At 45.3% G+C, this 26961-nt stretch carries 27 protein-coding genes and 2 riboswitches; of the genes, 8 read left to right on the forward strand and 19 right to left on the reverse strand.

All coding sequences use genetic code 11. From position 1 onward, the window contains the following. Positions 1-13 precede the first annotated feature (13 nt). From RBB45_RS04245 to RBB45_RS04310, 14 genes are all read right to left on the reverse strand, one after another. Positions 14-943 carry an AAA family ATPase gene (locus RBB45_RS04245; RefSeq protein ID WP_009793593.1) on the reverse strand — a complete coding sequence of 310 codons (930 nt, stop codon included), beginning with the start codon at positions 941-943 and terminating at the stop codon, positions 14-16. Next, the gene (locus RBB45_RS04250) at positions 940-2067 is read right to left on the reverse strand and encodes a DUF4350 domain-containing protein (protein ID WP_009793592.1); all 1128 of its coding nucleotides are present in this window, start codon (positions 2065-2067) and stop codon (positions 940-942) included. Before RBB45_RS04250 ends, RBB45_RS04245 begins: the two co-directional genes overlap by 4 nt. Then, on the reverse strand, positions 2048-2707 hold the full coding sequence (locus tag RBB45_RS04255) for a DUF4129 domain-containing protein (RefSeq protein WP_009793591.1): 660 nt from the start codon (positions 2705-2707) through the stop codon (positions 2048-2050). The genes RBB45_RS04250 and RBB45_RS04255 overlap by 20 nt, the downstream gene beginning before the upstream one ends. Positions 2708-2743: 36 nt before the next feature. Beyond that, positions 2744-3670, reverse strand: a complete 927-nt coding sequence (locus tag RBB45_RS04260) for a hypothetical protein (protein WP_009793590.1) — start codon at positions 3668-3670, stop codon at positions 2744-2746. Between the two features lie 159 nt (positions 3671-3829). After that, on the reverse strand, positions 3830-4330 hold the full coding sequence (locus RBB45_RS04265) for a GNAT family N-acetyltransferase (protein WP_022543916.1): 501 nt from the start codon (positions 4328-4330) through the stop codon (positions 3830-3832). A gap of 98 nt (positions 4331-4428) precedes the next feature. Further along, positions 4429-6516, reverse strand: a complete 2088-nt coding sequence (locus RBB45_RS04270) for a peptidoglycan D,D-transpeptidase FtsI family protein (protein ID WP_009793588.1) — start codon at positions 6514-6516, stop codon at positions 4429-4431. Positions 6517-6531: 15 nt separating this feature from the next. Further along, entirely contained in the window at positions 6532-7635 is a 1104-nt protein-coding gene (locus tag RBB45_RS04275; protein WP_306009135.1) for a hypothetical protein, read from the reverse strand. Next, a complete protein-coding gene (locus tag RBB45_RS04280) occupies positions 7619-8173 on the reverse strand; it encodes a sigma-70 family RNA polymerase sigma factor (RefSeq protein ID WP_248137586.1) in 555 nt (184 codons plus the stop codon). Before RBB45_RS04280 ends, RBB45_RS04275 begins: the two co-directional genes overlap by 17 nt. A gap of 372 nt (positions 8174-8545) precedes the next feature. Next, positions 8546-9142, reverse strand: a complete 597-nt coding sequence (locus RBB45_RS04285) for a response regulator transcription factor (RefSeq protein ID WP_009793584.1) — start codon at positions 9140-9142, stop codon at positions 8546-8548. After that, the gene (locus tag RBB45_RS04290; protein WP_009793583.1) at positions 9139-10275 is read right to left on the reverse strand and encodes a sensor histidine kinase; all 1137 of its coding nucleotides are present in this window, start codon (positions 10273-10275) and stop codon (positions 9139-9141) included. Before RBB45_RS04290 ends, RBB45_RS04285 begins: the two co-directional genes overlap by 4 nt. Before the next feature lie 102 nt (positions 10276-10377). Continuing rightward, positions 10378-11412 (reverse strand): Delta(5) desaturase DesA, encoded by a 1035-nt coding sequence (gene desA / locus RBB45_RS04295; protein ID WP_009793582.1) that lies wholly within the window; start codon positions 11410-11412, stop codon positions 10378-10380. Positions 11413-11714: 302 nt separating this feature from the next. After that, complete coding sequence (locus RBB45_RS04300; protein ID WP_009793581.1) at positions 11715-12500, reverse strand: glucose 1-dehydrogenase; 786 nt, start codon at positions 12498-12500, stop codon at positions 11715-11717. A 16-nt stretch (positions 12501-12516) separates the two neighbouring features. Beyond that, positions 12517-13371, reverse strand: coding sequence for a GRP family sugar transporter (locus RBB45_RS04305; protein ID WP_009793580.1), 855 nt, complete (start codon positions 13369-13371; stop codon positions 12517-12519). Positions 13372-13865: 494 nt separating this feature from the next. Beyond that, positions 13866-14525: a TetR/AcrR family transcriptional regulator gene (locus RBB45_RS04310; RefSeq protein ID WP_253617037.1), complete on the reverse strand. Its 660-nt coding sequence runs from the start codon at positions 14523-14525 to the stop codon at positions 13866-13868. A gap of 203 nt (positions 14526-14728) precedes the next feature. Here RBB45_RS04310 and RBB45_RS04315 point away from each other — a divergent pair, with 203 nt between their 5' ends. Together RBB45_RS04315 and RBB45_RS04320 are read left to right on the forward strand one after the other, a co-directional pair. Continuing rightward, positions 14729-14905: a YkvS family protein gene (locus RBB45_RS04315; protein ID WP_009793576.1), complete on the forward strand. Its 177-nt coding sequence runs from the start codon at positions 14729-14731 to the stop codon at positions 14903-14905. 171 nt (positions 14906-15076) lie between these two features. Next, positions 15077-15232: a hypothetical protein gene (locus RBB45_RS04320; protein WP_009793575.1), complete on the forward strand. Its 156-nt coding sequence runs from the start codon at positions 15077-15079 to the stop codon at positions 15230-15232. Between the two features lie 90 nt (positions 15233-15322). Here the strand turns inward: RBB45_RS04320 and RBB45_RS04325 are convergent, their stop codons facing one another. Continuing rightward, on the reverse strand, positions 15323-16945 hold the full coding sequence (locus RBB45_RS04325; RefSeq protein WP_306009136.1) for a peptide ABC transporter substrate-binding protein: 1623 nt from the start codon (positions 16943-16945) through the stop codon (positions 15323-15325). A gap of 168 nt (positions 16946-17113) precedes the next feature. Next, positions 17114-17211, reverse strand: a riboswitch (SAM riboswitch). A gap of 77 nt (positions 17212-17288) precedes the next feature. After that, positions 17289-17392, reverse strand: a riboswitch (SAM riboswitch). A 195-nt stretch (positions 17393-17587) separates the two neighbouring features. Here RBB45_RS04325 and RBB45_RS04330 point away from each other — a divergent pair. Together RBB45_RS04330 and RBB45_RS04335 are read left to right on the forward strand one after the other, a co-directional pair. Further along, positions 17588-18601, forward strand: coding sequence for a DUF3231 family protein (locus RBB45_RS04330; protein WP_094767552.1), 1014 nt, complete (start codon positions 17588-17590; stop codon positions 18599-18601). Between the two features lie 201 nt (positions 18602-18802). Then, positions 18803-18928 carry a DUF6254 family protein gene (locus tag RBB45_RS04335; protein ID WP_009793569.1) on the forward strand — a complete coding sequence of 42 codons (126 nt, stop codon included), beginning with the start codon at positions 18803-18805 and terminating at the stop codon, positions 18926-18928. 231 nt (positions 18929-19159) lie between these two features. Here the strand turns inward: RBB45_RS04335 and RBB45_RS04340 are convergent, their stop codons facing one another. Further along, complete coding sequence (locus RBB45_RS04340; RefSeq protein WP_165352603.1) at positions 19160-20062, reverse strand: phosphotransferase enzyme family protein; 903 nt, start codon at positions 20060-20062, stop codon at positions 19160-19162. A gap of 170 nt (positions 20063-20232) precedes the next feature. Between RBB45_RS04340 and RBB45_RS04345 the strand changes: the two genes are divergently transcribed. The 4 genes from RBB45_RS04345 (at position 20233) to RBB45_RS04360 (ending at position 22948) form a co-directional block, all read left to right on the forward strand. Beyond that, positions 20233-21498: an ATP-binding protein gene (locus RBB45_RS04345; RefSeq protein ID WP_094767554.1), complete on the forward strand. Its 1266-nt coding sequence runs from the start codon at positions 20233-20235 to the stop codon at positions 21496-21498. Between the two features lie 78 nt (positions 21499-21576). Further along, on the forward strand, positions 21577-21900 hold the full coding sequence (locus RBB45_RS04350) for a hypothetical protein (RefSeq protein ID WP_009793566.1): 324 nt from the start codon (positions 21577-21579) through the stop codon (positions 21898-21900). A 260-nt stretch (positions 21901-22160) separates the two neighbouring features. Continuing rightward, entirely contained in the window at positions 22161-22673 is a 513-nt protein-coding gene (locus tag RBB45_RS04355) for a CBO0543 family protein (protein WP_022543924.1), read from the forward strand. A gap of 92 nt (positions 22674-22765) precedes the next feature. Further along, positions 22766-22948, forward strand: coding sequence for a hypothetical protein (locus RBB45_RS04360; protein ID WP_009793564.1), 183 nt, complete (start codon positions 22766-22768; stop codon positions 22946-22948). A gap of 157 nt (positions 22949-23105) precedes the next feature. On the opposite strand, the gene RBB45_RS04365 is transcribed toward RBB45_RS04360, so the two are convergent. From RBB45_RS04365 to RBB45_RS04375, 3 genes are all read right to left on the reverse strand, one after another. Next, the gene (locus RBB45_RS04365) at positions 23106-24089 is read right to left on the reverse strand and encodes a CsxC family protein (RefSeq protein WP_009793563.1); all 984 of its coding nucleotides are present in this window, start codon (positions 24087-24089) and stop codon (positions 23106-23108) included. Positions 24090-24299: 210 nt separating this feature from the next. Continuing rightward, positions 24300-25898, reverse strand: coding sequence for an ABC transporter permease (locus RBB45_RS04370; protein ID WP_129612753.1), 1599 nt, complete (start codon positions 25896-25898; stop codon positions 24300-24302). Then, positions 25899-26813: an ABC transporter ATP-binding protein gene (locus tag RBB45_RS04375; protein WP_022543925.1), complete on the reverse strand. Its 915-nt coding sequence runs from the start codon at positions 26811-26813 to the stop codon at positions 25899-25901. Positions 26814-26961: the final 148 nt, after the last annotated feature.

Here is a 26961-nt window from a genome sequence, read left to right on the forward strand (position 1 = left end):
GGGAAGTATGCCTCTATCTCGGAACAGGAACCGATCCCACAAGCTCATCGATTGTCTGGTCAACAGTCCTTCCCTCCAATTCTGCATTTGGGGATAATTGGATCCTATGCCTTAAAGCAGGCTTGGAAACCATCTTGATGTCATCAGGGGTAACATAATCGCGGCCAGCAAGATAAGCCCATGCCCTACCTGCTTTTCCGATGGAAATGGCCGCCCTTGTACTGGCGCCGAACCGGATGGACTCTGCTTCCCTCGTCTTTCTGACAATCCTTATGACATAATCCAGAATATCCTGGCTTAAAGCCACCCTCTCGATATTTTTCCGTATGGACAGAAAGTCCTCGAGTGAAAGTGCCTGCATGATCGACCCGGCTTCCATCCGTCCTTCCAGCACAGACTGAAGCACAAGCTTTTCCTCATCAAATTCAGGAAAACCAATGATCAGTTTGAAAAGGAAGCGGTCCTGCTGGGCCTCAGGCAAAGGATACGTCCCTTCAAATTCTATCGGGTTCTGGGTTGCCGCAACAAAAAATGCTTCCGGGAGCTGATAAGTTTCCCCCTGAATCGTCACCTGCTTCTCTTCCATTGCTTCCAAAAGCGCAGCCTGTGTTTTCGCAGGTGTCCTGTTGATTTCATCAGCGAGCAGGACATTTGTAAAAACCGGCCCTTTCAGGGTTTGGAAGGAGCTTTCCTTCATGTTATAAATCATACTTCCGGTTATATCGCTCGGGAGGAGGTCGGGTGTGAACTGGATCCGGCTGAACTCACCGCCGAGAAGCCCGGCCAGTGTCTTGACCATCTGGGTCTTTCCGGTGCCAGGCACCCCTTCTATCAATACATGGCCCCCTGAGAGGATTGCGGCAAGCAGCAGCCTCAGGTTCAGCCCCTGTCCTTTTATTCGTTCTTCATACTGCTGGAGCAGTGAAGATGTATCTTGTTTCATCTGTTCTCCACCTCTTTCCTTAAATGATCCAGTTTTGCAGACCAGAGCAAATAATCTTTTTTATGCAAATTCTCTTCTTTCAATACAGAAGATATCCCCTTAGTGAGTGACTCTACCTCTTCTTGAGTCAAAGAAGATGCTTTTGCCAGGATGGAAACCCCGGCTTCTTCCCAGTCGCGGCTGAACGGGATGCCCCATTTTTCCTGGAGCAGCTCTTTTGTATATTCCGACTGGATTCTAAGCGAATCCTGGTAGCGCCTTCCCCTTAAATGCCATGCAGACAAGGCTGAAATCTTTTCATCTGTAAAACGGACCGTTTCCTCCCTCGGCCAGTCGACAGGGCCAAACCTTTTGCCTTTATAGAAGGCCCATAATATAGCAAGCAGGGCTCCCTGTACAAGAATCACGAGGAACCATTGCGGATAAGCCCCGGCCCCGGAAGAAGATTCCTGCCCATGCAAAAATTCATCTATGAATATATCCTGTGAGGCTGATTCGTCCAATAATGCCAGGATGAGCTCTAAATGGTTTTCATCCAGGACCATTCCATTAGTGAGCCAGGAAGGGGAATTGACGGCAATCAGGCTGCCTTTGCCGACGGGCCTTTTGACCGCTACCGCACCCAGTTCATCTGAAAGCAGAATTTCATCTCCACGTTCTTCTGTGATCCGGAATGCAGAGTGTATGGCTGCACTGTGCACCTTCCCGTCTTTATCAGCAACCTTCACGGCGTTATCCCCTTCAGCTGCCAATTGCTCTGTTTTTATCCCGAACATCGGTGCCGGATTTTCCTTGAATAGCAGAATTGTATGGCCATTCTCCAAAAATTCCGTATAAGCTGCCATCTCCTCCCGGTCAGGGACAAAGCTGGGCTCTGCCATGACCAGGAGGATGGGTTCTTCAGAGTTCGGGAGCAGACCGGGCTCCCTGCTCCATTTTCTGATGCTGGAGCGGTTTTGCTCCAAATATGTATACAGTCCCTTAATGCCTGTCGGCGAAGGGGATTTGGCAAGATAGGGAGGATAGCTGGCTGGGGCATCGCCGGCCAGGAAAAAGCTGGCCATAATAAACAGCAGCAGCGGAACTATCCAGTAAAAAGCCTTCTTAATCAGCTGATTCCGCAACTTCCGGATCCCTCCCTTCCTGCAGGTTTGCACTATTGTCCATAAGTCTCAATGCTTCTCTCTTGAATTGCTGAAACTCACTGGCTTTTATGCTTTGACCCCCATAGGCAGCCCTGTCGAAAAGTGCTGAAAGTGAGTAGAAAACCTCAGCCGTTTTAGTGTCGGTTCTTTTAAGCTCCTCATAATAATCCCAGTTCGTTTTCCATATTTTCGCATTCAGCCACCCGTATTCATTGAACCAGAGCAGAAGGGCCAGGAAAATATGGCGTGCTCCTTTTGTCAAGTCCCCGGATTCCTCATGCTTTCCGGCTTCTTCAAGATGCTTCTTATAGGACCAGCTGATTTCAGCGGCCCTGTCAAGAGGCTGTTGCTCCTGCAGGATCTTTTGCCTTTTGGCAGCCCTTGCTGCCGCAAACACGACTATTCCAATGAATAGGACTCCCGCCAGAATCATGATGAACGGAAAGGCGCCTGAAGAGCCGCTGGAAAACTCTATCTGCGGGAACAGCTCTTCAAGCCACGTGAAGAATTTTTCCCTCAGCTTCTCAAGAAAGCTCTCCCCTTGATTCTGATAGACAGTATATTCCCTGTCTTCCAATATCTCAGACAGTTCTTTTCTTGCTTGTTCAGCATCCTTCATTGTCTCCACCTCTTGCCGGTATTCTCAGCCTTCATCCTACTGCACCCTGCTGTAGTCCTCTATCATGCTGTTAAGATCATCGCCGCCCTGCCTTCCTTTCAGGTCGAAATACATCACAGAAAATCCGATATAATACAAACATGTTGTGACAAGGGTTGCCAGATTCAAGATGATATCAAACAGTACACTGCCTCCAAGGAGAAGGCCGGCCGTCATCTCGATCGCAAAAGATACGATTCCGATGATCAAAAACAGCAGGGCATAAATAAGGAGCATATGCCAGGAGCGCCCCTGGGTCAATGTCCAGCTTTCGGAGAAACCCGGTGCTTTTTTTTCCAGAACGGTATATCCAAAATAAAAGCTCCACCTTGTCAGAAGGTAGCCTACTCCAACGGCAAAAGCGAGTAAAAACAGCCCGGCAAAAATAATGCCTATCACAGGATGGACCATTGACCCGAATATACCCGTGATGGATATAAATACAATTGGCAGAATGATGATGGCGAATGTGATGATGCTAAAAAGGATGCTTGTTCCCAGAATCGGCCAAAACCGCCTGAAAGCCTTCTTGATCACCATTCCCGGGGTGAATTCCATTCCTTTTCTCACCTGATCTACCGCTATAAGGACCGCCGCCCCTGCCAAAGGGATCATCAAAGCTGACAGCAGGCCGGCAAAAACCAGGCCCAGATCGGCAAAAAGCGAACCCGGTGCGTAAATATCTGTACCTGCGGTATCAGTTTCAAAGCTTGCGGCAATCTGTTCAAACCAGCTTCCCCCGGCATTTATGTCCCTGAAAAAACTCTGTCCCGCTGCCAGGCTGAACAGTGCCTGGAGAAGATAGACCGGCCCTACCAGAATGAGAAAGATGGCTGTAAAGGAACCAAATTTATTCCTGGCCAGGCTGAAGGTAAGATCAAGGATCTGGCCGATGCCTTTTGGCTTGTTTAATTGTGAATTCATATTTCAGCCTCCTAAATGAATGGAGAGGACCCCAGATAAATATCCGGATTGCGGTGATGCCTCTCCTGGATGAAAAATTTGTCAATCTATTGGATATTCTAACATTTTTCTTCCAGCAGCGGGGAGTAAAACCTGGCAGTTTCCCAATATAGCAGGATACTATGATAGAAGTTTGTAATAAAAGACGGTTGTATGGAGGCTGCCGTCTTCCGAGCGGGCATAGCAGGGAATCATGCCTGATTCTGTATAACCCAGGGAACGGTAAAGAAGGTTGGAAGGATCTCCTTCCCTCGTATCGAGTACAATCAGCGAAACTCCGTCATCCATTGCCCTTTTCTCTGCAGCTTCCATCAGCCTGCGGCCAATTCCTTTGCGGCGGAAGTTTGTATGGGTCATCAGCTTGCCTATTTCAGCACGGTGGGTGCCATTTTCCTTTGTGCAAAATTGTAGCTGGACAGACCCTGCTATCATTCCTTCTTCTTCTGCTATCAATAGGGCAGTCTCTTTCAGCTGGAGTTCCTTCCAGTAGGAAAGGGCGGCTGCTTCATCCATCGGAGGCAGAAATCCAATCGACGCTCCGCTGTTGACTGCATCAGCCAGCAGCACGGACAGCTGTTTCAGTTCTTTTTCACCCAAGCTCTTAAGCTCTCTGACTTTCATTTTTAAATCCTCCTTTATTTTCTTTTCCAGATTCATTTGATTGTTCAGCCATGGAAAAAGGGGCCCATACATGGCCCCTTTCCTTCGCCTTTTCCATTTTATTCGCTGTCCTCAGCTATTTTTCCTTTTTTCAGGTCATAATAGGCCTTCATGATGCCCTGGCCGATTTTTTTATTGATAGAGTTTTTATCAGAAGACACATAAGGCACAACGATCGAGAAAGCAACTTCCGGATCACGTGAAGGCGAATAGCCCGCCAGTGTGAGATTATAGGTTGGAGTATCTTTGTACAGCTTTTTCTCTTCCATACTATAATAAAATGATTGCGCTGTGCCGGTCTTTCCTGCCAGGTCATATTCCCGGTAAGGGCTTCCGCTGAAATAGCTTGCTGCAGTCCCGCCCTGTTCCTGGAAAACCTTCTTGAAGCCGGCCTGAACCTGCTGGATTTCCCTCTCGCTCATGTCGATGCGGTTAAGCGTGACAGGCTCGAAGCCCTTATAGACAGGGCCAAGCTCTTTTGCAGGTGATGGTTCCCTGATTTCCCTGACAAGCTGCAGCTTCATGCGGTTCCCGTCATTGGCTATCGTCGATATATATTGTGCCAGCTGAAGAGCTGTATAAGTATCATATTGTCCGATTGATAAGTCGAGCAGAAGCCCGGGCCTGTAATCGGTGCCTGGAAGTCCGCTGGATTCGTTCGGAAGGTCGATCCCTGTCTTGACTCCAAGGCCGAACTGATTGAAATAATAGCGGAACTCCTCAAACGCTCCTGGATCGTACGGCAGCTTCATTCCTGGGGTATATTCCTTGCCGAGCGCCCTGATTGCCGTTTTAAACATATAAACGTTCGATGATTTCTTCAGTGCTTCAATATCATTAGGTGATCCCAGCGCAAGGCTGTATGATTTTTTCACTGGTGTCTGATACAAATTAAGGGGCTCATCTTTGAATCTGGTGCCGAGCTGAAGTACGCCCATTTCATAGCCGGCAAGGACAGTCGCCCCCTTGACAGCTGACCCGACTTCATACGATGAAGTGAAAGCGCCCAGTGCATAGTCATCCACCTTATAGCCGCCGTTTTCGTATTTAAGCTTCTTGCCTGATATAGCCAGGACTTCGCCTGTCCTAGGATTGGTCATGACAACGAAGGCACTGTCGAGGAATCTGCCTCCGCCGCTTGCTTTAGCAGCTTTCAGCTCACGCTCGATGACTTCCTCCACCTTCTCCTGCAGCTCAAGATCAATGGTCAGGATCAAATCCTTGCCGCTTTTTCCTGTTGATATCTCTACTGCTTCTTTCACTTTCCCGCTTTTATCCACTTTGTATTCTGTTTTCGTTTTTTCTCCAGCAAGCACATCTTCATATTGATATTCGATCTGGCTTTTACCGACCCGGTCATTCAGACTATAGCCGCGTGAAGTGAAATATTCCAGCCGGTCCTGAGGAAGGCCTTCTTCGCTTGAACTGATATTCCCAAGTATCGAGCGGAATGTATCGCCGTTTGGATATTCCCGCTTCCAGTCCGTGAAAACATCGACACCCGGCATATCCTGAAGATGCTCACTCACAAGGGCGGCTTCTTTACTGGTTACATTTTCATTTTTGACGATCTGCGGTGTGAGCGCATAGCCTTTTGCCATTTCCCTGAAGATGGCGGCTACCTTTTTATCCTGAGGCGTCATTTTAGCCAGATGATTTTCCGGAGAAATTCTTTTGAGCTGAAGCTTATAAAGGTCTTTGTCTGTCAGCTTCTCATTTTCCAGCTCTTTCTTTTTCAGCAGCGCCTTTGCCTCTTCTTCATGTGTCAGGATCCAAAAATCCTTCAGATCCCTTTCCGTCAGTTTTTCTGTGCTCATTTCAATATATTTGGCAAGCTCTTCCGCAACATTTTTGATGTCCTCTTGCTTCGTATTTTGATCTTTTATATAGGAAATGGCATTCTGCCCGACATTGCCGACAATTAGCCGCCCATCCCTGTCAAAGATTTTTCCCCTTGGGACAGATTCTTTGATGACATGATTCTCGGTCCTGTTCAGCTCGTTAACGAAATCCTCCCCTTTAACGATCTGGACGACGCCAAGCCGGACGATCAGAAGGCTGAAGCATACGAAAACAAAGAAGAAAAGCAGATTGAGCCGGAATGGCAGTTTGTTTTTTATCTTTTTTTTCTCTTTTTCCACTTCCACTTTTAAGGCCCCCTTTTATTTTTTGAACTCAAATGGCCTTGAGACAGACATATCAGCCATCTCGCCCTCTGCCTGTACAATCAAAAAGTATTCGCCCCCGCCTTCAAGAATGCGGACAGGATTTTCCATCGACACCTCGAGCCTGCCGTCAGCATCTGGTATGAAATAAATATCGTCCTCAATCGAACCTTCCGCTATATCAATATTTTCAGCCGGTCCGAACACAACGCCAGCGTTTGCGGAGGACTTCAGTGTAACCGTATACCGGCGGCCGGGAGTGAGACTTTCAAGCGAAATTCCGCCAGTGAACTTCTGTGTACTGTCCATTGAAATGAAAGCCTTACCTTTACCTTTTTCCATAGGTACGACCGTTTCCCCTTCCTGTTTTATGGAGATCACAGGTGTATTCTTTACGATTGATTTGATCCTCGCAGTATTGTTTGAATCCGAAGGGGCAAAGCGGATGGTATAGGCGTCTATGACGACTTGAATTCTCCCGCCTTCTTCCGCGGCCATTTTAATTTTATCTGAGAATTCTTCCTGATTTTCAAAAGTAATCCAGCTTTCCCTGGTATCTCCCTTAAAACGCGGCAGGAGAGCGTCAGTACCTGCATCAGGCTTAAAATAGAATTGGCCTTCAAGAAAACCGGAGGAGCTGCCGAAACTTTGGACTGTGCCGCTTAAAAGCTTCTCTCCCTTGAATTCTGCATATACTGTCTGGAAAGCCCCGTGCCTGCCTTCACTTTTAAGGTCCGATAAAATCATTGCCGCTACAGAATCGCCCGCCTCAGCTTCATCAGGGTCAAATATATTCCGTCCGGCGTCGATGGGGACCTCTTCTATAACAGCGTCCTGCGGCGTTGAACTCTGTCCTTCTGTCTGCAGGAGTCCCAGCTGATAGCCTGCAAATCCGCCTATAGACAGAAAGAATACACATGCAGTGAGCCATGCGGCAGCTTTGGGGAAAAGAGCTGGATAAGGTGCCTCTTTTTTTCTCTTTGCTGCGGCAATCTTTTGCCTGACCAGCCTTTTATCTTTCTCTGTAAAAACCGGGTCCTTAGAGATATAGGGATCAAAATGCTGCTTCAAATCTCTCAGCCTGTCATCCACTGAATTCATTCCCTTCTTCTTCAGAATAAAAGACTTTCAACTTATCCCGGCCCCTCCTGATCCTTGTTTTAACCGTTTCAATATGAAGATTCAGGATCTCCGCAATTTCCAGCATTGAAAATTCCTTTACATAGTAAAGGAGGATGCTCTCCCTGTATTTGACCGGCAATTTTAAGATATTTTCCATCAGGCGGTCCTGCCCATCTTTTTCAATCAGTTCATCCTCAGCCGATCTCTCCCTTTTGTCAAACCAGAATAGTTTGTCAGTAAACTGGAGATGGAGGTAATGCCAGCTTCGCAGATGATCTTTGCATTTATTTGCGGCAATTCGGAAAATCCACGTCTTAAAGGACGATTCACCCTTAAAATTTTCCAGATTCATATAAACGCTCAGGAATACATCCTGAAGAACATCCTCAGTCTGCGGCCAGCTTTTCGTATATGTATAAATAAATCGCTTCAATTTCTCGCCATACAAGTCCATGGCAAATTCTATGGCTTCGTCTTTTGTAAGCTTCAGCCAATCTCTATCGATGTCAGGGTTCAAAGGCTCCCTCCTTGCTGCCAAAAAAGCCGTTTGTAATATAGACGCAACACAACTGTAAAAAGGGTCAAAAAATAGGGAATTTTTTCTGGGGAATATGGGAGGACGCGCAGAAATCTTAAAAAATAGGGAAGCTCTGTCTGGATTGAGGATATACAGTCTGAGTTTAGCAGTGTGGGAATATATACTTCAGCTGATTCAGGATGATTCTGCATATATTTGCAGTTTTTCTGCCTGAATATGGAGGAGTTCTGCCAGCACTTTGAAGGATTCTACCTAAAACTCCTTTCTTTCTACCCGGAATCGGCAATAATTTTTCCAGCTTACAATTTTTTCAAAACTTAAAAAGAGCTGGAATCCATCCAGCTCTTCTCATTATTTGAACCATCCCTTTTCACGGGACCGTGTAATCGCTTCTATCCGGTTTTGTACTTCAAGCTTTTCCAGAATGGCAGACACATAATTGCGGACAGTCCCGCTTTTAATGGACAGCTCTGCTGCAATTTCATTTGTGTTCTTTCCGTCCGCGACCAGTTCCAGTACTGCTTTTTCTCTTTCGGTCAGCGGATTTTCTTCGGCATACATATCATCCATCAGCTCCGGGGCGTAAATGCGGCGGCCAGCCATGACACTGCGGATGCTGCCTGCCAGCTCTTCGCTCGGGCTGTCTTTGAGCAGGTAGCCGCTCACGCCGGCTTTGATCGCCGATTGAAAATAGCCTGTTCTGGCAAAGGTAGTCAGGATAATGACCTTGCAGATGCCTTTCAGTTCTTCCGCTGCCTCAAGTCCCGTTTTCAGCGGCATCTCAATATCCATGATGCAGATATCCGGCTGGTGCTGATGGACAAGGGCGACGGCTTCCTCGCCATTTCCTGCCTTGCCGACAACTTCCATATCATCTTCAAGGCTCAGCAGCGAACCAAGTGCACCAAGCATCATACGCTGATCTTCTGCTATGACAATACGAATCATTGCAGCTCCTCCTTTTGTCTGATCTTCACAACATTCGGCACCCGGACAATCAGTGTAGTTCCCCCGTCCTGGTACACCTCCATAGTGCCATTGACAAATTCAGCACGCTCCCTGATACCGAGCAGTCCGCTTCCTTTGCCAATGTCCCGGTCAGGATCAATGCCAACGCCATTGTCACTGACTGTGACTGCAGTTTCGTCATCGGCCTGCCTGATTTCCACGATAACCTCGGTAGCATTGGAGTGCTTCACCACATTATTCACTGCCTCCTTCAGGCACATGCTGAGGATGTTTTCCACAAACAGTGAAACATTGACAAGCTGCCGCTCCTGTTTAAGCACAAACGAAATCCCTGCAGCCCCGAGTATTTGTTCAATCAGGACTACCTCCTCCTTCAGCCGGATCCCCCTCATCTGCGAGACCATCTTCCTGACCTCATTCAGGGCGGTCCTGGCTGTCTGCTGCACATCTTTCAGCTCGGAACGGGCCTGCTCTGGATCTTTATAGACTAATTTCCCCGCCAGATCGCTCTTAAGCCCGATCAGTGAAAGCTTCTGGCCGAGCGTATCATGCAGGTCCCTGGCTATCCGCTGCCTCTCTTCCATCTTAACCAGCTCTGAAATCCGTTTATTGGCATCTTCCAGCTGCGACTCCAGCTTGCCCCGCATATTCCGGTTTTTGATGCTGAATGGCAGGAGGATGACGCTGAGCCAGCTGATGATTATAAATGGGATCTGCTTCACGAATAATGGATCCTGCAGGACAAACTGATAGTTGATTGCCGCAGAAGCCGCTGTCAGGTGAAGGATATAAAGAATGGCGAAAGCGGCCTTCCCTGTGATATTGCCGATGAAATAAGCAATGAAAAATGAAAAATACACATAACCGAAAAGTGTTGTCATCGCTGTTGAGATCCCGATCAGCACGATGGCCCAGATATAAACAGTCCATCCCCTCGAAAGGAAGGCCAGCCGGAAGAATAAATAAAAGATTACAGTTAAAATGATGCCGGCAACGATTTCCGCTGTTGATGAAGACTGAAAGATGAAATAGAAAGGCAGTATCGTTAGAATCGCCCATATATAAGGGGAAATCCCGGTGCTGCTGTTAAAGACAAGCAATTTTTTCTTCATTATACATCTCCAATATCTTTTGTATCCTTATTTTACATAAAAATGTCTTTTCAAAAAAGGACAGAGCCATGATATTCGGGCTCCGTCCTTTGAACTGGCTTTTTAAACTGAAACGCTTTTCTTCTTCTGTGCTTTCAGCAGGTGATGGATTTCCCTGAAAGAAACAAAGCTGCGGCTCTGTTCATTCCATAATCGGTATTTCAGCGACTTCAGACTAGTTGACAGTGTGATCGTCTGGACATTATTGAGCAGCGGTTCCTTATTATGGGCATCCTCCAGAAAATAGTTCGGAACCCTGGGGCTGAGATGATGGACATGGTGGAAGCCGATATTGCCAGTCAGCCACTGCAGGAGTTTCGGAAGCTTATAAAAGGAGCTTCCATCAACAGCTGCCCTGACAAATTCCCATTCTTCGTCGTATTCGAAATAAGAATCTTCGAACTGATGCTGTACATAAAACAGCCAGATGCCAAGCGCACCGGAAATATAGAAAATCGGTCCCTGGATAAGAAGGAAGGCCTTCCAGCCTACCAGCCAGCACATAAATGCAATCACAAGGACAATCAGGATGTTTGTGAGATAAGTGTTCATTTTTTCCTTAGGCCGTGCTCCCTTGCGGTTGAAGCGCTGGGCAATGAGGAACTCATAAATCGGTCCGAGGCCGAACATCACAAGCGGATTGCGGTAAGCGCGGTACTGCATGCGCTGCCAGAAGCTGGCGTCCAGGTATTCATCAACCGTCATGACCCAGATGTCACCGGTGCCCCTTTTATTCAGGTTGCCGCTTGTTGCATGGTGGACAGAATGGCTGTGCCTCCATTGATGGAAAGGGAATAGTGTCATCACTCCTGTGATCATGCCAAGCACTTCATTCGCCTTTTTGCTTTTGAAAAAAGAGTTGTGGCAGCAGTCATGGAAAATGATGAAGATCCTCACCAGAAATCCTGCATTCACAACAGTCAATATAAACGTGATCAGATAAGATATTTGCATGGTTTCATAGGCCAGATACCAAATGAGAAAGAAGGGCACCAGCGTGTTCATTAGCTGGAAGATACTGCTCTTTGTATCGGCTTTTTCGTAAGGAGAGATATTTTTCCTTGATAATTTGCCAGGTTTTGACGTTTTTTTATCCATATAGTTAATCCTCCTCGTACTTGCTTATTTCATTATGTAATACATGGAGGCATGATGTAAGGCATACATGTCATAGGGTGGACATGATAAATGTCATGGGTGGGGTTTAGAACTTCAAGTAGTTTCTTCCCCGCAAAGCACATACGGGGTCTTTAGCTTTCTGCTATTTTCGCTGGAGTCTGCTTATTCCTCTCAATCAACAAGGTCTCCATAAAATCAGATATCACTAAGTAAATACTACATTAAAAAGAGCACGGAAATTTTCTCCATGCCCTCTTTTTCCATGTTATTTAATAATCTTTTTATCCCTTCCCTGCCTGGAATCCGGGATACTGCGTCATACCTCCGTCAGCGAAGAGTGTGAGCCCGGTGACATAGCTTGCTTCTTTTGATGCCAGCCAGACGGCGCAGGCTGCGATTTCTTCGGGCTTTCCGATATAGCCCATCGGAATGAGCTCCAGGACGCCTTTTTCCAGTTCCGGATCCGAGAATTTTTCTGCGTTGATCGGTGTGTCGATGGCGCCGGGTGCAATGCAATTGACACGTATTCCTTTAGGGGCAAATTCTAGTGCGAGTGTTTCGGTCATCAGCTTCACGCCTCCCTTGCTGGCAGCATAATGGACGAAGTGAGGCCAGGGGATACGCTGGTGGACGGATGACATATTGATGATAGAGCCTTTTATGTCGTTCTCCAGCATATAGTTGATTGCTTCTCGGGAGCCAAGGAACTGACCTGTCAGGTTTGTGTTGATGACTTTATTCCAATCATCCAGTGATAGTTGCTCTGATGGAACTTCATTTTCAATCCCGGCATTATTGACCATAACGTCAAGGGAACCAAAGGTATGCACAGCATGTTCAATGATCCGCTTGACATCTTCCTCGCTGCCGACATCGCCCTGGATGCTGCTAGCCTTTCCTCCTGCGTTTTCAATCTTCTCAATGATTTCGTCGATATTATCATCATTGCTGTGATAATTAATGACGACATTCGATTTTTCTGCTCCGAATCTTTCGGCCATTGCCCGCCCAAGCCCTGAGTTTCCACCTGTTATCACGACTGTTTTTCCTTCAAGGTCTTTGTACATATCCATTCTCCTTTCCTTATCCTTTTGTAAATCCAATCAGCACTCCGCCTGCTATGATGAGCAGGCACCCTGTGATGATAAGGATTGTTTGCTTTTTGGATGTTTTCTCGCCGAGAAGGAAAATCCCTCCCAGGGTAGAGATGACGATTCCTGTCTGAGAAAGCGAGAAGCTTGTTGCCACGCCGATTTTCGGGAGCGACAGCAGAAGCGTCAGATTTCCGGCTGCCCAGATCAGCCCTGTCAGAAGATTCCTGACAGCATATTTATTGAACGGCTTATTTTTGATTGTGAGTGCCGTACCGCCAATCACCATTCCAAGCGCCTGCGGAAGCAGCGCAGACCATCCGTCGATTTCGAGCCAGTTAATGATGACAACATATCCGACAAAACCAACAGTTGAAATAAGCAGGGTGACCAGCCCTTTTTTCAGATTCTTAGACTCATCATTCCCCTCCTTCTGGCCCCAGGAAGTCATGACTGCTCCGGCGATGATCAGGACAAGGGCAATGATGCCGAGCGTAATCTGAACCCCTGTCGACCATTCATTGAAAACGACAATCCCGAAAAAGCTTGTCCCGATAAGCTGGAGTCCGGTCGATAGCGGAGTAGTCTTAGCGACTCCAAGGTACTTCACTGCCCCAAACTGATTTTTTTGTCCCAGGGACCAAAGCGCCCCTGAAGCAAGTCCTGCACCCCATACAAGCGGTGACAGTTCCGGTCTGACAAAGAGAAATACCGCTCCTGCAAAAATCAGTGCGCCGATGGTTGTCCCAAAGGTCTGGCTATTATCATCCCCTCCGAGTTTATTGCTGACCAATATAATGCTGCCCCAGCATGCTGCTGTTATGACAGCCAATAAAATTCCTGACATGTATGCGGTCCCCTTTCTCGCTGATAAAAAACAAGATGCTGATATTAGCTTTTCCCTGATTGGGCTAAAAATGAAACCTCGAGTTAATAAGCACAATAAAAGGATTTTTTTTACAGATAGCAGAGTAATTGGACATATCTTTGCGGACATATGATCTAAGATAAGTCGGGAAGGTGAAAGAAATGAGAAAAGACGGGCAGTTTATCTTCTTCGTAATTGAAACGTCTTCCATCAAAAAATTCCTTACTTTGGAGATGGGTTTTGGGACAGCTTTCTATTATGGGGCAAAGTTTATTTTCGCCAATGAGATTACTTCAATATGTACTAGCATTTTGGCAGTGGAGGCTTTAAAAAAAGGTCTGAAACAGCTCGAGAGGTAAAAAGTTCATACAGTTTGAAGTGTACTTGGATAGGTCTAAAAAGACACTGTTCGCTTTAATGTAAAATATTCCTTGGCTCTACAAAAATAAGGCCCGGCATAATGCCAGGGCCTTCTATTTCATTTCTTCAGCCTCATTCTTCCCATTGCGGCTGATTGCCTCAGGAGGGAAAATCATCCTGCAGATGATTCGGGCTGCTTCCAGTGTATTGAGCGGCGAAGAACTTTGCTCCTCTTTTTGAGGTCCATTTTCGGCCAAAATGAGGGCAGACCATGCGGCAGTGTCAAGATCTATGTCCTTCCAGGTCAATCCTTTTTGCCTCGCCTGTTCTAAACCCTGCACAATCTGCATATGTATATTTCTCCGAGCCTCCTGCAAAATGCCGGCCAATTCGGAATCCTTGGGCAGCAATTCAGGCAGCACACGATGAATGCCGACGGCTTCAAGCCTTTTGTAGTGCTCATCCAGCAGCCGGGCAAGGAGGAGAACCGGGTCTCCATTTAGCCAGTCGGGCTCAGGAATCATTAGAAAGTCGATTTTGTCCTGCAGCAGTGCCATCAGCAGCTGGCGCTTATCAGAGAAATAGCGGTAAAAGGTGCCTGTGGCCACATCGGCTGCGGCTGCTATTTCTTTTGCTGTTGTCATTTCGTAGCCTTTTTCTATGAATAGCCTCCGCCCGCTTTCCAGGAGTGCCTTTCGTTTTTGAAGTGCTCTTTCCTGTTTGGGCAGTGATGGGAATTCGCCCGGAAACGGGCCGGCATTTTTATCCGCCATAGGCTCACCTCCAAACTCATCATATCATATAAAGAACATAGCAGAGAGCTTAAAATCAGGTAGCAAAAAAACATGAACTGAAGTTCACCTTATTGTTTGACAGGGGTTTTTTATGGTGCAATAATGAACTTAATTTCACTAGGATAGTCCTTACGTCAAAGTTTATTTACTGATTGAAAATTTAACGATAAGGGGTCACACATATGGCAAAAGAGGGAGATACAATCAGATTTAAAAGGCATGACCTTACCATTACCGGAACGGTTGTGAAGGTTAAAGAAGAAAGCGTTCTTGTCCAAATAAGCGATGAGGATGCACTGCTGTTAAAAATTGATACACCAATAACGGTTGTATCGCATAAAAATTACAAGATTGTCTGAAAGCGTGATATGTATAATGGCGGCCGAAGATATTAATAGAAAAAAAGCTGCTGAGTTTATTTGCTTTTACATGAAAAAATACGCAGGATTTAAGCTATAAAGGTAGAATTGATTTATATGTTTAATCATTGTGCCAATTGATCAAAATTCATACCCTGGGAGGATTCTGGCATGGAAATCAGCAAAGACTCAAAGAAATTAGCGGTAGATTCACCTGTTTTGCTAAAAGGGATTGTAAAGGCTATTTACAAAGATACCGTTCATATCCAGATCGGCGGCAAAATCATTGCTCTGCCAGCTTCCAATATGCCCGCCGCTTCCTCTTAACCTGCAGCCTGATGAAGGCTGTTTTTTATACTCACATAGGAATTTTCACCTTGTAAAAGGAGCCGGTATACCGGCTCCTTTTGTGCAGACTTATTCAGAAACCCTTTCAACATATCTGAAATCCGGATTATTGAGCGGGCTGAACCGGATTCCCTTAATATTTTCTTTTACAACCGCATTCTGAGAAGAAAAGTAGATTGGGATGATCGGCATCTCATCCATCAGGACAGATTCAGCCTGATGCAGCAGTTCAAATCGCTTTGCTTCGTCCTGCTCTGTCAGTGACTGGTCAAGCAGCTTGTCAAATTCAGGATTGGACCAGTTTGTAAAGTTGCTGGAACTGCCTGAGCTGTACAGATCCAGAACAGGGTACGGATCCAGGAAGTCCCCTACCCAGCCCATGCGCGCCGCCTGGAAGTTTTTCTGCTTGAAAGTATTTATGAATGTTTTCCATTCCTGGTTCTCCAGCTTCACTTCAACCCCAAGGTTCACCTTGAACATTTCCTGCAGAGCTTCGGCAATCTTCTTGTGGTTTCCTTCTGAATTATATTTCAGGGTTACAGAAGGAAGCTCCTTCCAGCCTTCTTCCTTCATTCCTTCTGCAAGCAATTCTTTTGCTTCGTCCGCATCAAAAGAGTAGTAAGGTTTCTTCTCATCCCGGAAGTCCTTCCCTGACGGCCCTTCCACACCGTAGCCCACATAGCCGTAGGCTGGCTCTTCGCCGCCTTTAGAAATGTTTTTTGTGATAGCTTCACGGTCGATTGCCAGGCTGAAAGCTTTGCGGATTTTACTGTTATTGAAAGGCTCTTCATTTACATTGAATGTATATGTATAGACACTGAATTGCGGAGAGTTGATAAATTCCTTGCCCCCCTTTTCGATATCTATCGCATCGGCGGCAAGATTCTTGATCAAATCAATATCGCCTGATTTATACATCTGATATTCGGTGTTGGCATCAGCCACCATTTTAAAGTTTACGGATTCAATAGTAATATCTTTACTGTTCCAGTATTGGCTGTTCTTTTTCAGAGTAAGAAGATTATTATGTTCCCATTTGCCGAGTGTATAAGCGCCATTGGTCACAATGGTTTCCGGCCCTGCAGCCCAGTTTTCGTCTGCTTCGACTGTTTTCTGGTTCACCGGCATGAAGCCCTGTCCCATCAGTACTTTCGGAAAGAACTTGATCGGGGTGTCCAGCTCCACCTTCAGGGTATGATCGTCTTCTGCAGTAATTCCTACATCTTCCACAGAACCATTTTCCCTGTTATATTCTTCAGCCCCTTTTATGTAAAAAAAGCTAGAAGGATCATAGGCGCCTGTTTCAGGATTCAGGACCCTTTTCCATGCAAACTCAAAATCCTTTGCTGTCAGCGGATCTCCATTGGACCACTTCTGCCCGTCCCTGATTGTGAAGGTATATATTTTACCGTCTTCTGAAACATCAACCTTGCTGGCTGCCCCTTCCACTGCATTTCCGTCTTTATCATAGCGGTATAAGCCTTCATATAAGTTATCGATCACCCAGAAGGAAGTTGTATCAGATGCAAAAGCAGGATCAAGGGTATACGGCTCCCCTCCAAGATTGGCATTCAATACTTGTTCAACGTCATTTTCTCCGGATGCTGATCCTTCTTCACCATTGCTGCACCCTGCAAGAACAGCCAGCGCAAACAGCAGGATGGCCAGCGATACCAGTGATAATTTTTTCATAATTTTATCCTCCTTTTATTTTAGCGCTCTAAATCGATTTATCATATTAAAATACTAAGATTTAAATTAGCAATCCCCCCGTCCTTTATGGCTTATTCCGAAAATATCCTTTACTTCTTTACCATACTAAAAAACCTCCCGGCAAAGACAGCTGAGAGGAATGGTCTCTGCTTATCTTTCCGGTATACCGGTGGAATTGGCACAGTGTCAACAGACCTGCTGCCGAGGCTTCATCGGGCCAGTCCCTCCGCCTCTCTGGATAAGTGATATAGTTTTTTAGCTGTCAGAAATAAAAAAGCCCCTTCTGCAGATAGAAGAGGACAGTATGTATGAACAAGATCCCTTCTTATCTGCCAGGCCTTTGCCTGATGGATTTGGCACAGTGTCCGGATGAACCTGCTGCCGAGACTTCTTCGGGCCATACCCCTCCGTCTCTCTTGATAAGAAATTATAGATATATAATTTTTCGGTGCACTAAGAATAACCAATTTAGAAAATTTCGTCAACAGAAAAGATAAAAGTTCTACTTTTCTATATTTTCAAACAACAGAAGGGCTAAAGACATAATTAGGATAGTTCCTGCCTTATAATTCCTCCCTAAATTGCAAACACTATTTTCATACTGATTGAAGGAGTCTTCCTATGGACAAGAAAACCCCCCTTACATCGGCAGAAATCGCGATGCTCTGGACTACTTATATGAATGACAGCATGTCAAAATGTGTTCTTGGCTATATGATTACCCATGCAACAGAAGCTGAAATTGGCGCTGCCCTCCAATTTGCCATTGATCTTTCGACCAGCCACCTGCAATACCTGGAACCCCTTTTCAAAGAAGAAAAAATGGCTGTTCCGAATGGCTTCGGCGGAGGCGATGTCAATCCTGATGCTCCTAGTCTGTTTTCAGACACCTTCTGCCTGGCATATATCAACCATATGGCAAAAGCGGGAATGCTTGCTTACAGCGGCATGCTTGCTATGTGCGCCAGAAATGATATAAGGAAATTCTTTACCGAAGGATTGGCAGAAACAGCCTTGCTCTACAATATGACTACAAACCTGATGCTTGAAAAAGGGATTTACATAAGAGCTCCCTACATCTCGTATCCGCATGAAACGGATTATGTGGATACAAAGAAATATTTAAGCGGCCTGAACCCCTTTGCGACTAAAAGACCTTTGAATGCAGTGGAAATTTCTCATCTGACCGTGAATATACAGACAAATTCCATCGGGCTGCAGATTGCCGCAGCTTTTGCACAAACAGCTCGGCTGAAAGAAGTACAGGAATTTATGCTGAGAGGAAAAGAAATTTCCCAAAAGCATGTTGGCATTTTTACGAAGATTCTGCTGGAAAGCAATATACAGGCTGTAGGTTCACCTAATATAGCCGTATACGATACAACTAAGCAGGTATTTTCCGATAAGCTGATGATGTTTCATATGTCTTTGTTAAGTGCAACCGGGTCCGGAAATTATGCTACAGCAGGTGTTGCAAGCCAGCGTACTGATGTAGCAGCCAGCTATCAGCGGCTAGCCGTTGAGATTGCCCTGTATGCTAAAAGCGGAGCAGACATTATGATCAAGCACGGCTGGCTGGAGCAGCCTCCCGGAACGACAGACCGTGATGCATTGGCTAAAAAAGGAACACCCTGACCCCATCTTTAAAAGCTGGGGTTTGTGCTGTTCTTTTTTCGTTTGCTTCCATGATTGAATACAACCGGATTATACCAGCAGATAAGCAATTAAGGAACCTGGACAAAATATACCCAAGACTCAAGCTGGGAGAAAGTTTTAAGACTGAAAAAGGGACATCAGGCAAATCTAAAAAGGATACCAATGAGAGGAGGACTTCTCATGACACAGTCTAAAAAGCAGGAAGAAAGACAGTGGCGGCAGAGAAAAGAAACTCAGCATCCGCATGGTAAGGTTAAATCATTTGATCAGCTGGCTGATGAACCCGGCAAAGGCGGACGCTCCTGAAAGAAAGGGTCCGGGACATAGTCCCGGGCCTTTATTTAAACTTTACATTTCCTTTCTGGCGCTGAAGTTGCTAATAAACTGGGAAAGATGCTAGTAAAATCGAAAAGTTGCTAATATATGGTTTAAGTTGCTAATAAACTGAAAAAGTTGCTAATAAATCCCAAAATTGCTAATAACGCCCTTTTCTCATGATAGCCTGTGCTGTAACTGGCTTTTAGGAGCAAACCTGATCTATAACTGCTGCCATTCACCCCGCCTTTCATAAATCCAGACAAGCATTTCAGCATTCAAGCTGAACAATTCCTTATCTCTTGAAAAATAAGCCATAAAGATCAGCTGGATGCAGAGCAGCATTTCCCCAAAATACTTCTTTTCATGAGCCGTCAGACCGATTGTTTCATCATAGTACTTGAAAAGCATTTTTGAAAACAGCACCCACTGTTCCCTTTTTTCTTCATCACCAAAGATTTCGCATAATACACTGGTCGCACAATAGCAAATATCAAAAATTCGGTGGTTTACTTCAGCGATTTCAAAATCGATCATGCCTGAAAACCTGCCTTCATCAAAAAGAATGTTATAAAAATGTGCATCGCGATGAATCAGCTGCCTGGGAAGTGTGTCAGACATACTTCTGACAGCCGGCTCTACAGCAGCAATAATCTCTCTGATAGAATCCCCCCTTGCTAATGGGCTTTTCACCACCTCAGGGACAGCAAAACCATAGACAGTTTTATAAAGTTCCTTCTCCGGATAGCCAAGTTCGATTTCTTTCATTTCAGCATGAAAAGCCGCAATGGATGATGCCAGCAGCTGTGGTGCTTTTTCAGATATCAGTACTTCGTCAGCCTTGAAGTTTTCCCCTTTGCAATAGTTGTAAAGGCTGTATTCCTTGCCGCTATGAGTAAAGGATCGAGACCCATCTAATGCAAATAACAGCTGCTGGGCGGGTAGTCCTTTATCCTTTAAAATCCGGAGCAGCTCCCCTTCTCTCTCCAGATCATGACCGTTCGTCTTTTTGAGAATATAACGCATCCCGTCTTCAGAATTTAAAAGCGAAACACGGCCAGTCAGCTTCTCTTCCTTGCTTATTTTGAACTTATATTTGCTTTCCACAGCAGAAATTCTGTTCATTGGTTCCACTTCCATTATCGTTTTCTGAAATATATACAAATAAGGCCAAGGGTTTTCCTGCAAAAAAACAGGAATTTTGTACAATTTCCCCGCAGACAAGGATATGCGAGTATAATAAGGGTGGCAGTTTGCCACGCTTTCTTATCCAAGTCATTTTTGGGGGATCACATTTGATTACTTTGCTAAAAACGCTTTTAATAAACATGACGATATTATTCTCATTCACCTTTAATGCAAATTTATTTTTTCCTTTTCAAGTAAAGGAGCTGCTTTCCTTTAAGCACAAGCTTACTTACGGGCTGATTGGATCTTTGGGAGCAGTCTTTTGCATGCTGTATCCTATTGAGACACTTGGAGACACTCACTTCGATTTCAGGATGATCGCGATACTGATCATTTCTCTCTATGCCGGGCCTATACCAGGCCTGATCGTTGTACTTGTCGTCTCGCTGATCAGAATGGCCATTGGCGGTCCATTTATGATTACCGGTGTTGTGGTATCATTGCTTGCTATGCTGGTCGGGCTCGCTTTCCGGAAGAAATATATTGAAACTTCATATAAATTGATCATAAGCTCTGCAGCATTTGCAGTTTATGCAATCCTATATATCCTGGTCATTTACTTCAATATAAGATTTTTGGATTTATCTTTTTATCTCATGTACTTTACTGCTTTTTATATTACTTTCAGCAGTATTATACTGATTATCGAGAAACTCATTAAGACGAATAAGCAGATAGAAGAGGTTGTGTATCTGGACAAGCTGACGATGGTCGGACAGATGGCTGCTGCCATTGCCCACGAAATCCGGAACCCGCTTACAACAGTCAGGGGATTCATCCAGTATTTGAGCGAAAAGACGACAGATGATCAGGTTAAATCCTTTTCTCCACTCATATTGGAGGAATTGGACAGAACCAATAAGATCATCACTGATTATTTAAAAATCGCCAAGCCGGAACAATTCAATCTGACTGTCATGAATCTCGAAAAAGTCGTCAGGGATAGTGTGGACTTGCTCCGTCCGCTGGCGAATTACATTGATACTTCGATACTTTTTGAGGAACAGGGGCATCATTTTGTCCGCGGTGATGAGCACCATCTGAAGCAGGCCATCATGAATGTAATCAAAAATGCCATAGAATCTACAGAGAAAGACGGGCAGATTCAGATCACCATCCAGCCCAATCAGCTTTCGAACACGGTATCCCTTAAGGTTATTGACAATGGAATCGGCATGACAGAGGAACAGCTGAAAAAGATAGGTCTTCCTTTCTACACAACAAAATCAAAAGGAACGGGGCTTGGCAGCATGGTGACTAATAAGATCGTCAGGGAAATGGATGGTAGAATAGAATATGAAAGTGAAGTGAACAGGGGCACAGCGGTTACGATTATCCTTCCGCTTCAGCTTATTCCTGACCAAGCACATTAACGTGTCTTTTCAGACACATATGGTACAGGGGAAAAAATAACGTGTATAGTTAAGAGAGAATCCATAAACAGGAGATTTATGATGCTGAATAACTTGTATGATCCGGATTTTATCCGTTTTTGTGAAACAGCCACCCCTCTTGAAATGGTCACAAGGCTTACAGGAGGAAAAGTGCGCGGACTGGAAAACCTGGCACTCAGGTCCCTGAACAACCGGAGACAGCTGCCGAAGGTAGTTGTCAATGTCCTGCTTGTTTATTTTTATGACTCATATGCCCATCAGGTATACGACCGTAACAGCCTGGCACGGCTTTATGATTACTGGGCGACAAAGAATGTCCGCTCCTTTGCTGCGGCTCGCGATATGGCTTCTATAGATATCAGGTCAATCATTAATAATTAGAAACAGTCTCTTCAGAGGCTGTTTTTTTTTTCAGTTCCCTCACTTTCATCCACTTGGCTTCATAAAAAAACTGCTTCTGAACATGCTATTAATAGGTCTTTTTTATATTTTTGGCTCTTTAAGCATTGCTGGTGGTTTGAGGTCATATAGACAGAATTTTTACGGTGTAAAAGCAGGCTTTTTCAGAGCAGAATATCCTGCTGCCTTTCGGTGCGACAAACACAGCCGAGCCTTAATTTTAAAGAAGGGAATGAAGAGCGATGGGACGAAATGCTTCAGACAGAAAAGTACTATGGTTCATGTCTATTTTTTCAATCTGCATCCTCTTTTTCACCTTAAGGAAACCGCCCATTAAAGATTGGCTTCTTGCATACCTTTTCAATGCGTACACAAATGGGATCATTGATAAATATGTTGTCAGCAAGAAGCTTGTTTCCTATCCTGTCCGGTTTTTGCCAAAGCTGAGTGATATCAATATACTATTTGACTATCTGTTTTACCCGACAGCCTCCCTGCTTGCCAACCAGGTGACAAGCAGGGACAAAGGGGTGCTTCTTTTTGTTAAAATGATTGTCATTACTTTTATCATCTTTCGGATAGAATCATGGGCTGAACGGAGAACAAAGCTTGTTAAATGGCAGAAAGGATGGACAGGATACCATTCATTTGCTTCACTTACGATCAAGTCGCTTCTGAACCGGTATATTATTGAAACTATTCGAAAGGTCGACTATAAACAGCAGAGAGCGTTTTTGAATAAAAATAGACATTAAATTTCAAGATTTCTTACCGGGCAAGGTTTTGAACTTGTCCAGCTGGGTATTAAAAAAGTGTATGAAATATTAAAGGAGGAGTTGAATCAGCCATGTCCATGATTGAAAACCCATTCAAGGCAGAAACTGATGCAGCCGCCATTCGGTCAGGTGAAGTGGAGCCCAAGAAATTGGTTATCAGCTTAACAGGTAGCAGTTCTGTCGTCCCTCCTTCTACTAAAGGAACAGCCCCCGAATTCGATATTTTCGGGACAGGATTGAATGAATACCGCTAATACCCTATTTACCTCCCCAGCCTTCAATGAGAAGGCTTTTTTTTTTCGATTATTTTTCTATAAAGAAACGAAAAATAATAGACGATAAAATTATTATGTAAACAGAAAAAAGGAACAAGCTGCTGCCTGTCCCTCTTTTCTGTTTCAACTCTGCTTATTACTGATTAGAGCCTTGGTTGTATGCATTGCGAAGAATTTCCTTCATTTGGCCGCGCAGTGATTTGCGGAGGCTGTCAGCGCCTTTTCCAGAATCGGCATCCTCTTCGTAACTGTCTCCGAATCCGTTCAGATCAGGCTTGTCAAAGTCCTGTCCGTCCTCATATTGACCCTGAAATTCTGGTTGAGCATCGAAATTATCAGCTGCAAATTCATCTGCCCCAAATCCACAGCGTGGATCAAACTGCTGTTTCTGGAAAAGTTTTAAGAAAATAACAACTTCCATTTTTTCAGTGATTTTCTTAAAGCTGCCGCACAGATTGTGATCTTTAGCCAAATCAAGCTCGTTAATAATAGCTCCAAGCAGTTTCACTTCAATTGGCTCATTAAAGAACTCGGAATGATAGGAACCGAATTGGTCTTTATCTGCACCATGTCCTTTTTTGTCCAGGAAGCGGTTTTCGTGGACGCTGGACTTTTGGCTTGTTCTGTTATTTACAGGATTGAAGATGCGGACCTGCTGATTGGTGCTGAACTTGATGTCTACGCCATAATCTCTTACATATCCGCTGTATTCTTCTACATACTGAATGTTTTTGTGGACTACGCCGGTAATGAACACTTTTACCAGGTCTCTTCTGACAACAGAAGGAATTACCTTAGCCTGAGTCAGGTGTACGTTTTTGCGGATGGATTTGATTTCCTTTGCCGGAGTCGGCAGTTCGATATGCGCCTCTACATCAGCTTCAAGAAGAACTTCTGCCAGCACCACATTTGCATCAATGACAGGGAAGAATTGAAAGTCTCCGCGCGGCGGGAATGAGCGTGTAAAGGCATCAACTGTTTCTGTTTCCCCTTTGTTGGACGGCTTGCAGTATCCATCAATCTGATGGTTTGCCGGATATTTCGGCGTGTGCTTCGGCGGGCATCCATAGTTCATATTATGCTGATAGCTAGTTGACTTTTTCTTTTTTTGATCTGACATTCTCATATCACTCCTTGGAATTTTTTGCTGACAGGTCCTCCCGTTGAATAAGGGAGCTGAAGTTCTGAAAGCATTGTGAAGTTTCTTCACTCTCTTAATTTATATGTGATGCAGCTATACGCGGCTTGTACGGTTGCCAGTGGTAAAATGTCTATTTTGCAAACAAAACGGATGGCCGGCATCCAGCCATCCGTTTCTGCACTCTATTTTTCAGCCAAGGTCCCTGTTTCGATAACCGGTAAAACCGGCAGAAGCGAAAACAGCAGCAACAATCAGCAAAAACAGAGGTCCCCTATTTAATTCTTCTGCAGGCAATGACGGAACATAGCCAAATGGCGACAGCCTCGCAAGCCACTCGGGAAAGTTAAGCAAGCTTCCCAAATAAACGATAATGAAAGAATAGCCGAGTATAATCCATATGAGGCCAGTCAGCCTTGGGAGGTATCCAAGCAGAAGGACGGCCGCGCCTGCCATCAGCCAGACAGCTGGCAAATAAACAATACCGGCACTCAGCATACTTCCAAATGGAATCGGATCTTCCATAACGGACACAGCCGCCCCCCAAAGTCCAAAAATAGCCAGCATTTGCATGACAACGCTGGAAATCAGTGATAGGCACAAATAGCTTCCTGCCAGTCTCAGCCGTGAAATGGGTTTTGACAATAGTATATCGATTCTGTCGTTTCTCTCCTCGCTCTTAAGCCTTAGAAAGAAGATCAGCGGCGGAATGCATGTGATCATAGATATGACGGACATCAGCATCGTCATGAATTGTTCTGTCAGTGATATGCTGCTTGCAGGGTCAATCATCCTCTTGAGCATTTCATTTTCCGTGAAAAAAGACTCCAGATCCCCAAACACAGATCCGTAGGAAACACCAAGGATAAACAACCCCGCGGCCCAGGCAATAATGGCAGTCCGCTGCAGCCGGAACGCCAGTGCAAAGGGGCTGGACAGCAGCGGGGAGGCCTTTATCTTCCCTGGTCTTGACGGGAAAAGCCCTGCATCAATATCGCGTCTAAGATTGAAATAAAAAGCTGCTGCAGTTATCAGGAGGCCAGCGAAGACTGTGAGGATGACAGGATACCAATAGTCATTAACGTATACTTCCGTGAACACTATCCATCCGAGCGGCGAAAACCAGGACAGGCTGCCGCCGCTCACATCCCCGACAGCTCGTATCAGGTAGGCGATGCCAAGAACAGCAAAGGACCAGCCGGCTGTTCCCCTTGCATTGTCTGAAAGCTGGGCGAACAAAGCAGCTATCCCTGTAAAAAGGATGCCTGCTGCACCGATTGCAGCTCCATAAAGCAGTGAACCTTCCAGACCGATACTTTCAATTCGCAGGCAGTAAAGACCTAAACCAGTCATCATGGCCAAAACTGTATTCACAGCAAACAAAACAATGACAGCAGCTGTCAGATTGGCCATTCTGCCAACAGGCAATGAACGGATCAGCTCGATCCTTCCCTCTTCTTCATCATTCCGGGTATGCCTTGCCATCAGGAGGATGCTCATAATGGCTGCAGCCATGCTTGTGAATAGGAGCATCTGATGGGCCATCATCGGGCCGGCAGTATAGTTTTCCAGCCCAAAGCCAGGTCCTACCATCGCAGTCATAGCCGGATTCTTCATTGTTTCTGCAATGGCCTGGCGTTCAGCACCGGTCTTGTATAAATCAGTGAAAGCTGAAGCAGTCGCAATTGTCAGCCCTGCAAGCGCTAAGACCCAGACGGCTGCCCTGACTCTGTCCCTCCTGAGCAGAAAAAGGATTAGAAACCCTGTCCTGCTGAATAGTCTCTTTCCCATTCAGTTCCCCTCCTGCTTTTTTCCGCCATGATCCGGTGATGCTTCATAATGGCGCATGAAGAGTTCTTCCAGGGTCGGCGGCATGCTCTCCAGCTTTATGATGCCAAACTGGCTGACATATTGAAGTATCGCACCGAGATCTTCAGCATCTGCCTTCAGTGAAATAATTCCCCCATTGGCCTTAAGGTCATGAACCCCTTTCTGGCCCTCAAGATCCGGAACACTATTGCTGGTTTGAAAAACCAACTGTGTGCGGGTCAGGTGGCGGAGCTCGGCAAGCGATCCCGTTTCTATGATTTCTCCCTGCCTTATAATGCCGACCCGGTCGCACAGCTTTTCCACTTCGGAAAGAATATGGCTGGATAAAAGGACGCTTTTCCCCTGATTTTTTGCTTGCAGCACGCATTCCTGGAAGACGATTTCCATTAATGGGTCAAGTCCTGAAGTTGGTTCGTCCAGGATAAACAGTTCTGCGTCTGAAGAAAAAGCTGACACAAGAGCGACTTTTTGCCGATTTCCTTTTGAATAGGTCCTGCTTTTTTTTGAAGGATCCAGGTTAAACTTTTCCAGTAATTCCTTTGTCCGCTTTTTATCGGCAGTTCCCCTGAGCCTTGCAAAAAGGTCTAATATCTCTCCCCCTGTAAGATTTGGCCATAAATTGACGTCTCCAGGCACATAGGCAATCTTTTTATGAATATCTACAGCATCTTTCCAGGCATCCCTTCCAAACAGCCTTGCTTCTCCTGAGGTTGCCTTCAGGATACCGAGCAATATTTTGATTGTGGTGGACTTTCCGGCACCGTTCGGTCCTATAAACCCGTAAATTTCCCCTTCATTCACTTCAATGTTAATATCATTCAAGGCTGTAAACTTTCCGAACCTTTTTACAAGGCGGTTCGTTTCTAATAACGCCATTTTCATTCCTCCCCGCTTCGGCTCTTACTTCTTTTCATATTTATGAAATATTTTTATCGTTCGAGTTCATATTACATATAAATTCTACTTCTTACAAGAGTTTATGAACTATTTTATTTGTTATATTACATAAATTTCATTACAATAG

Source organism: Bacillus sp. MMSF_3328 (assembly GCF_030733525.1).
In the GTDB taxonomy this organism is placed as follows: Bacteria; Bacillota; Bacilli; order Bacillales; family Cytobacillaceae; genus Bacillus_AB; species Bacillus_AB infantis.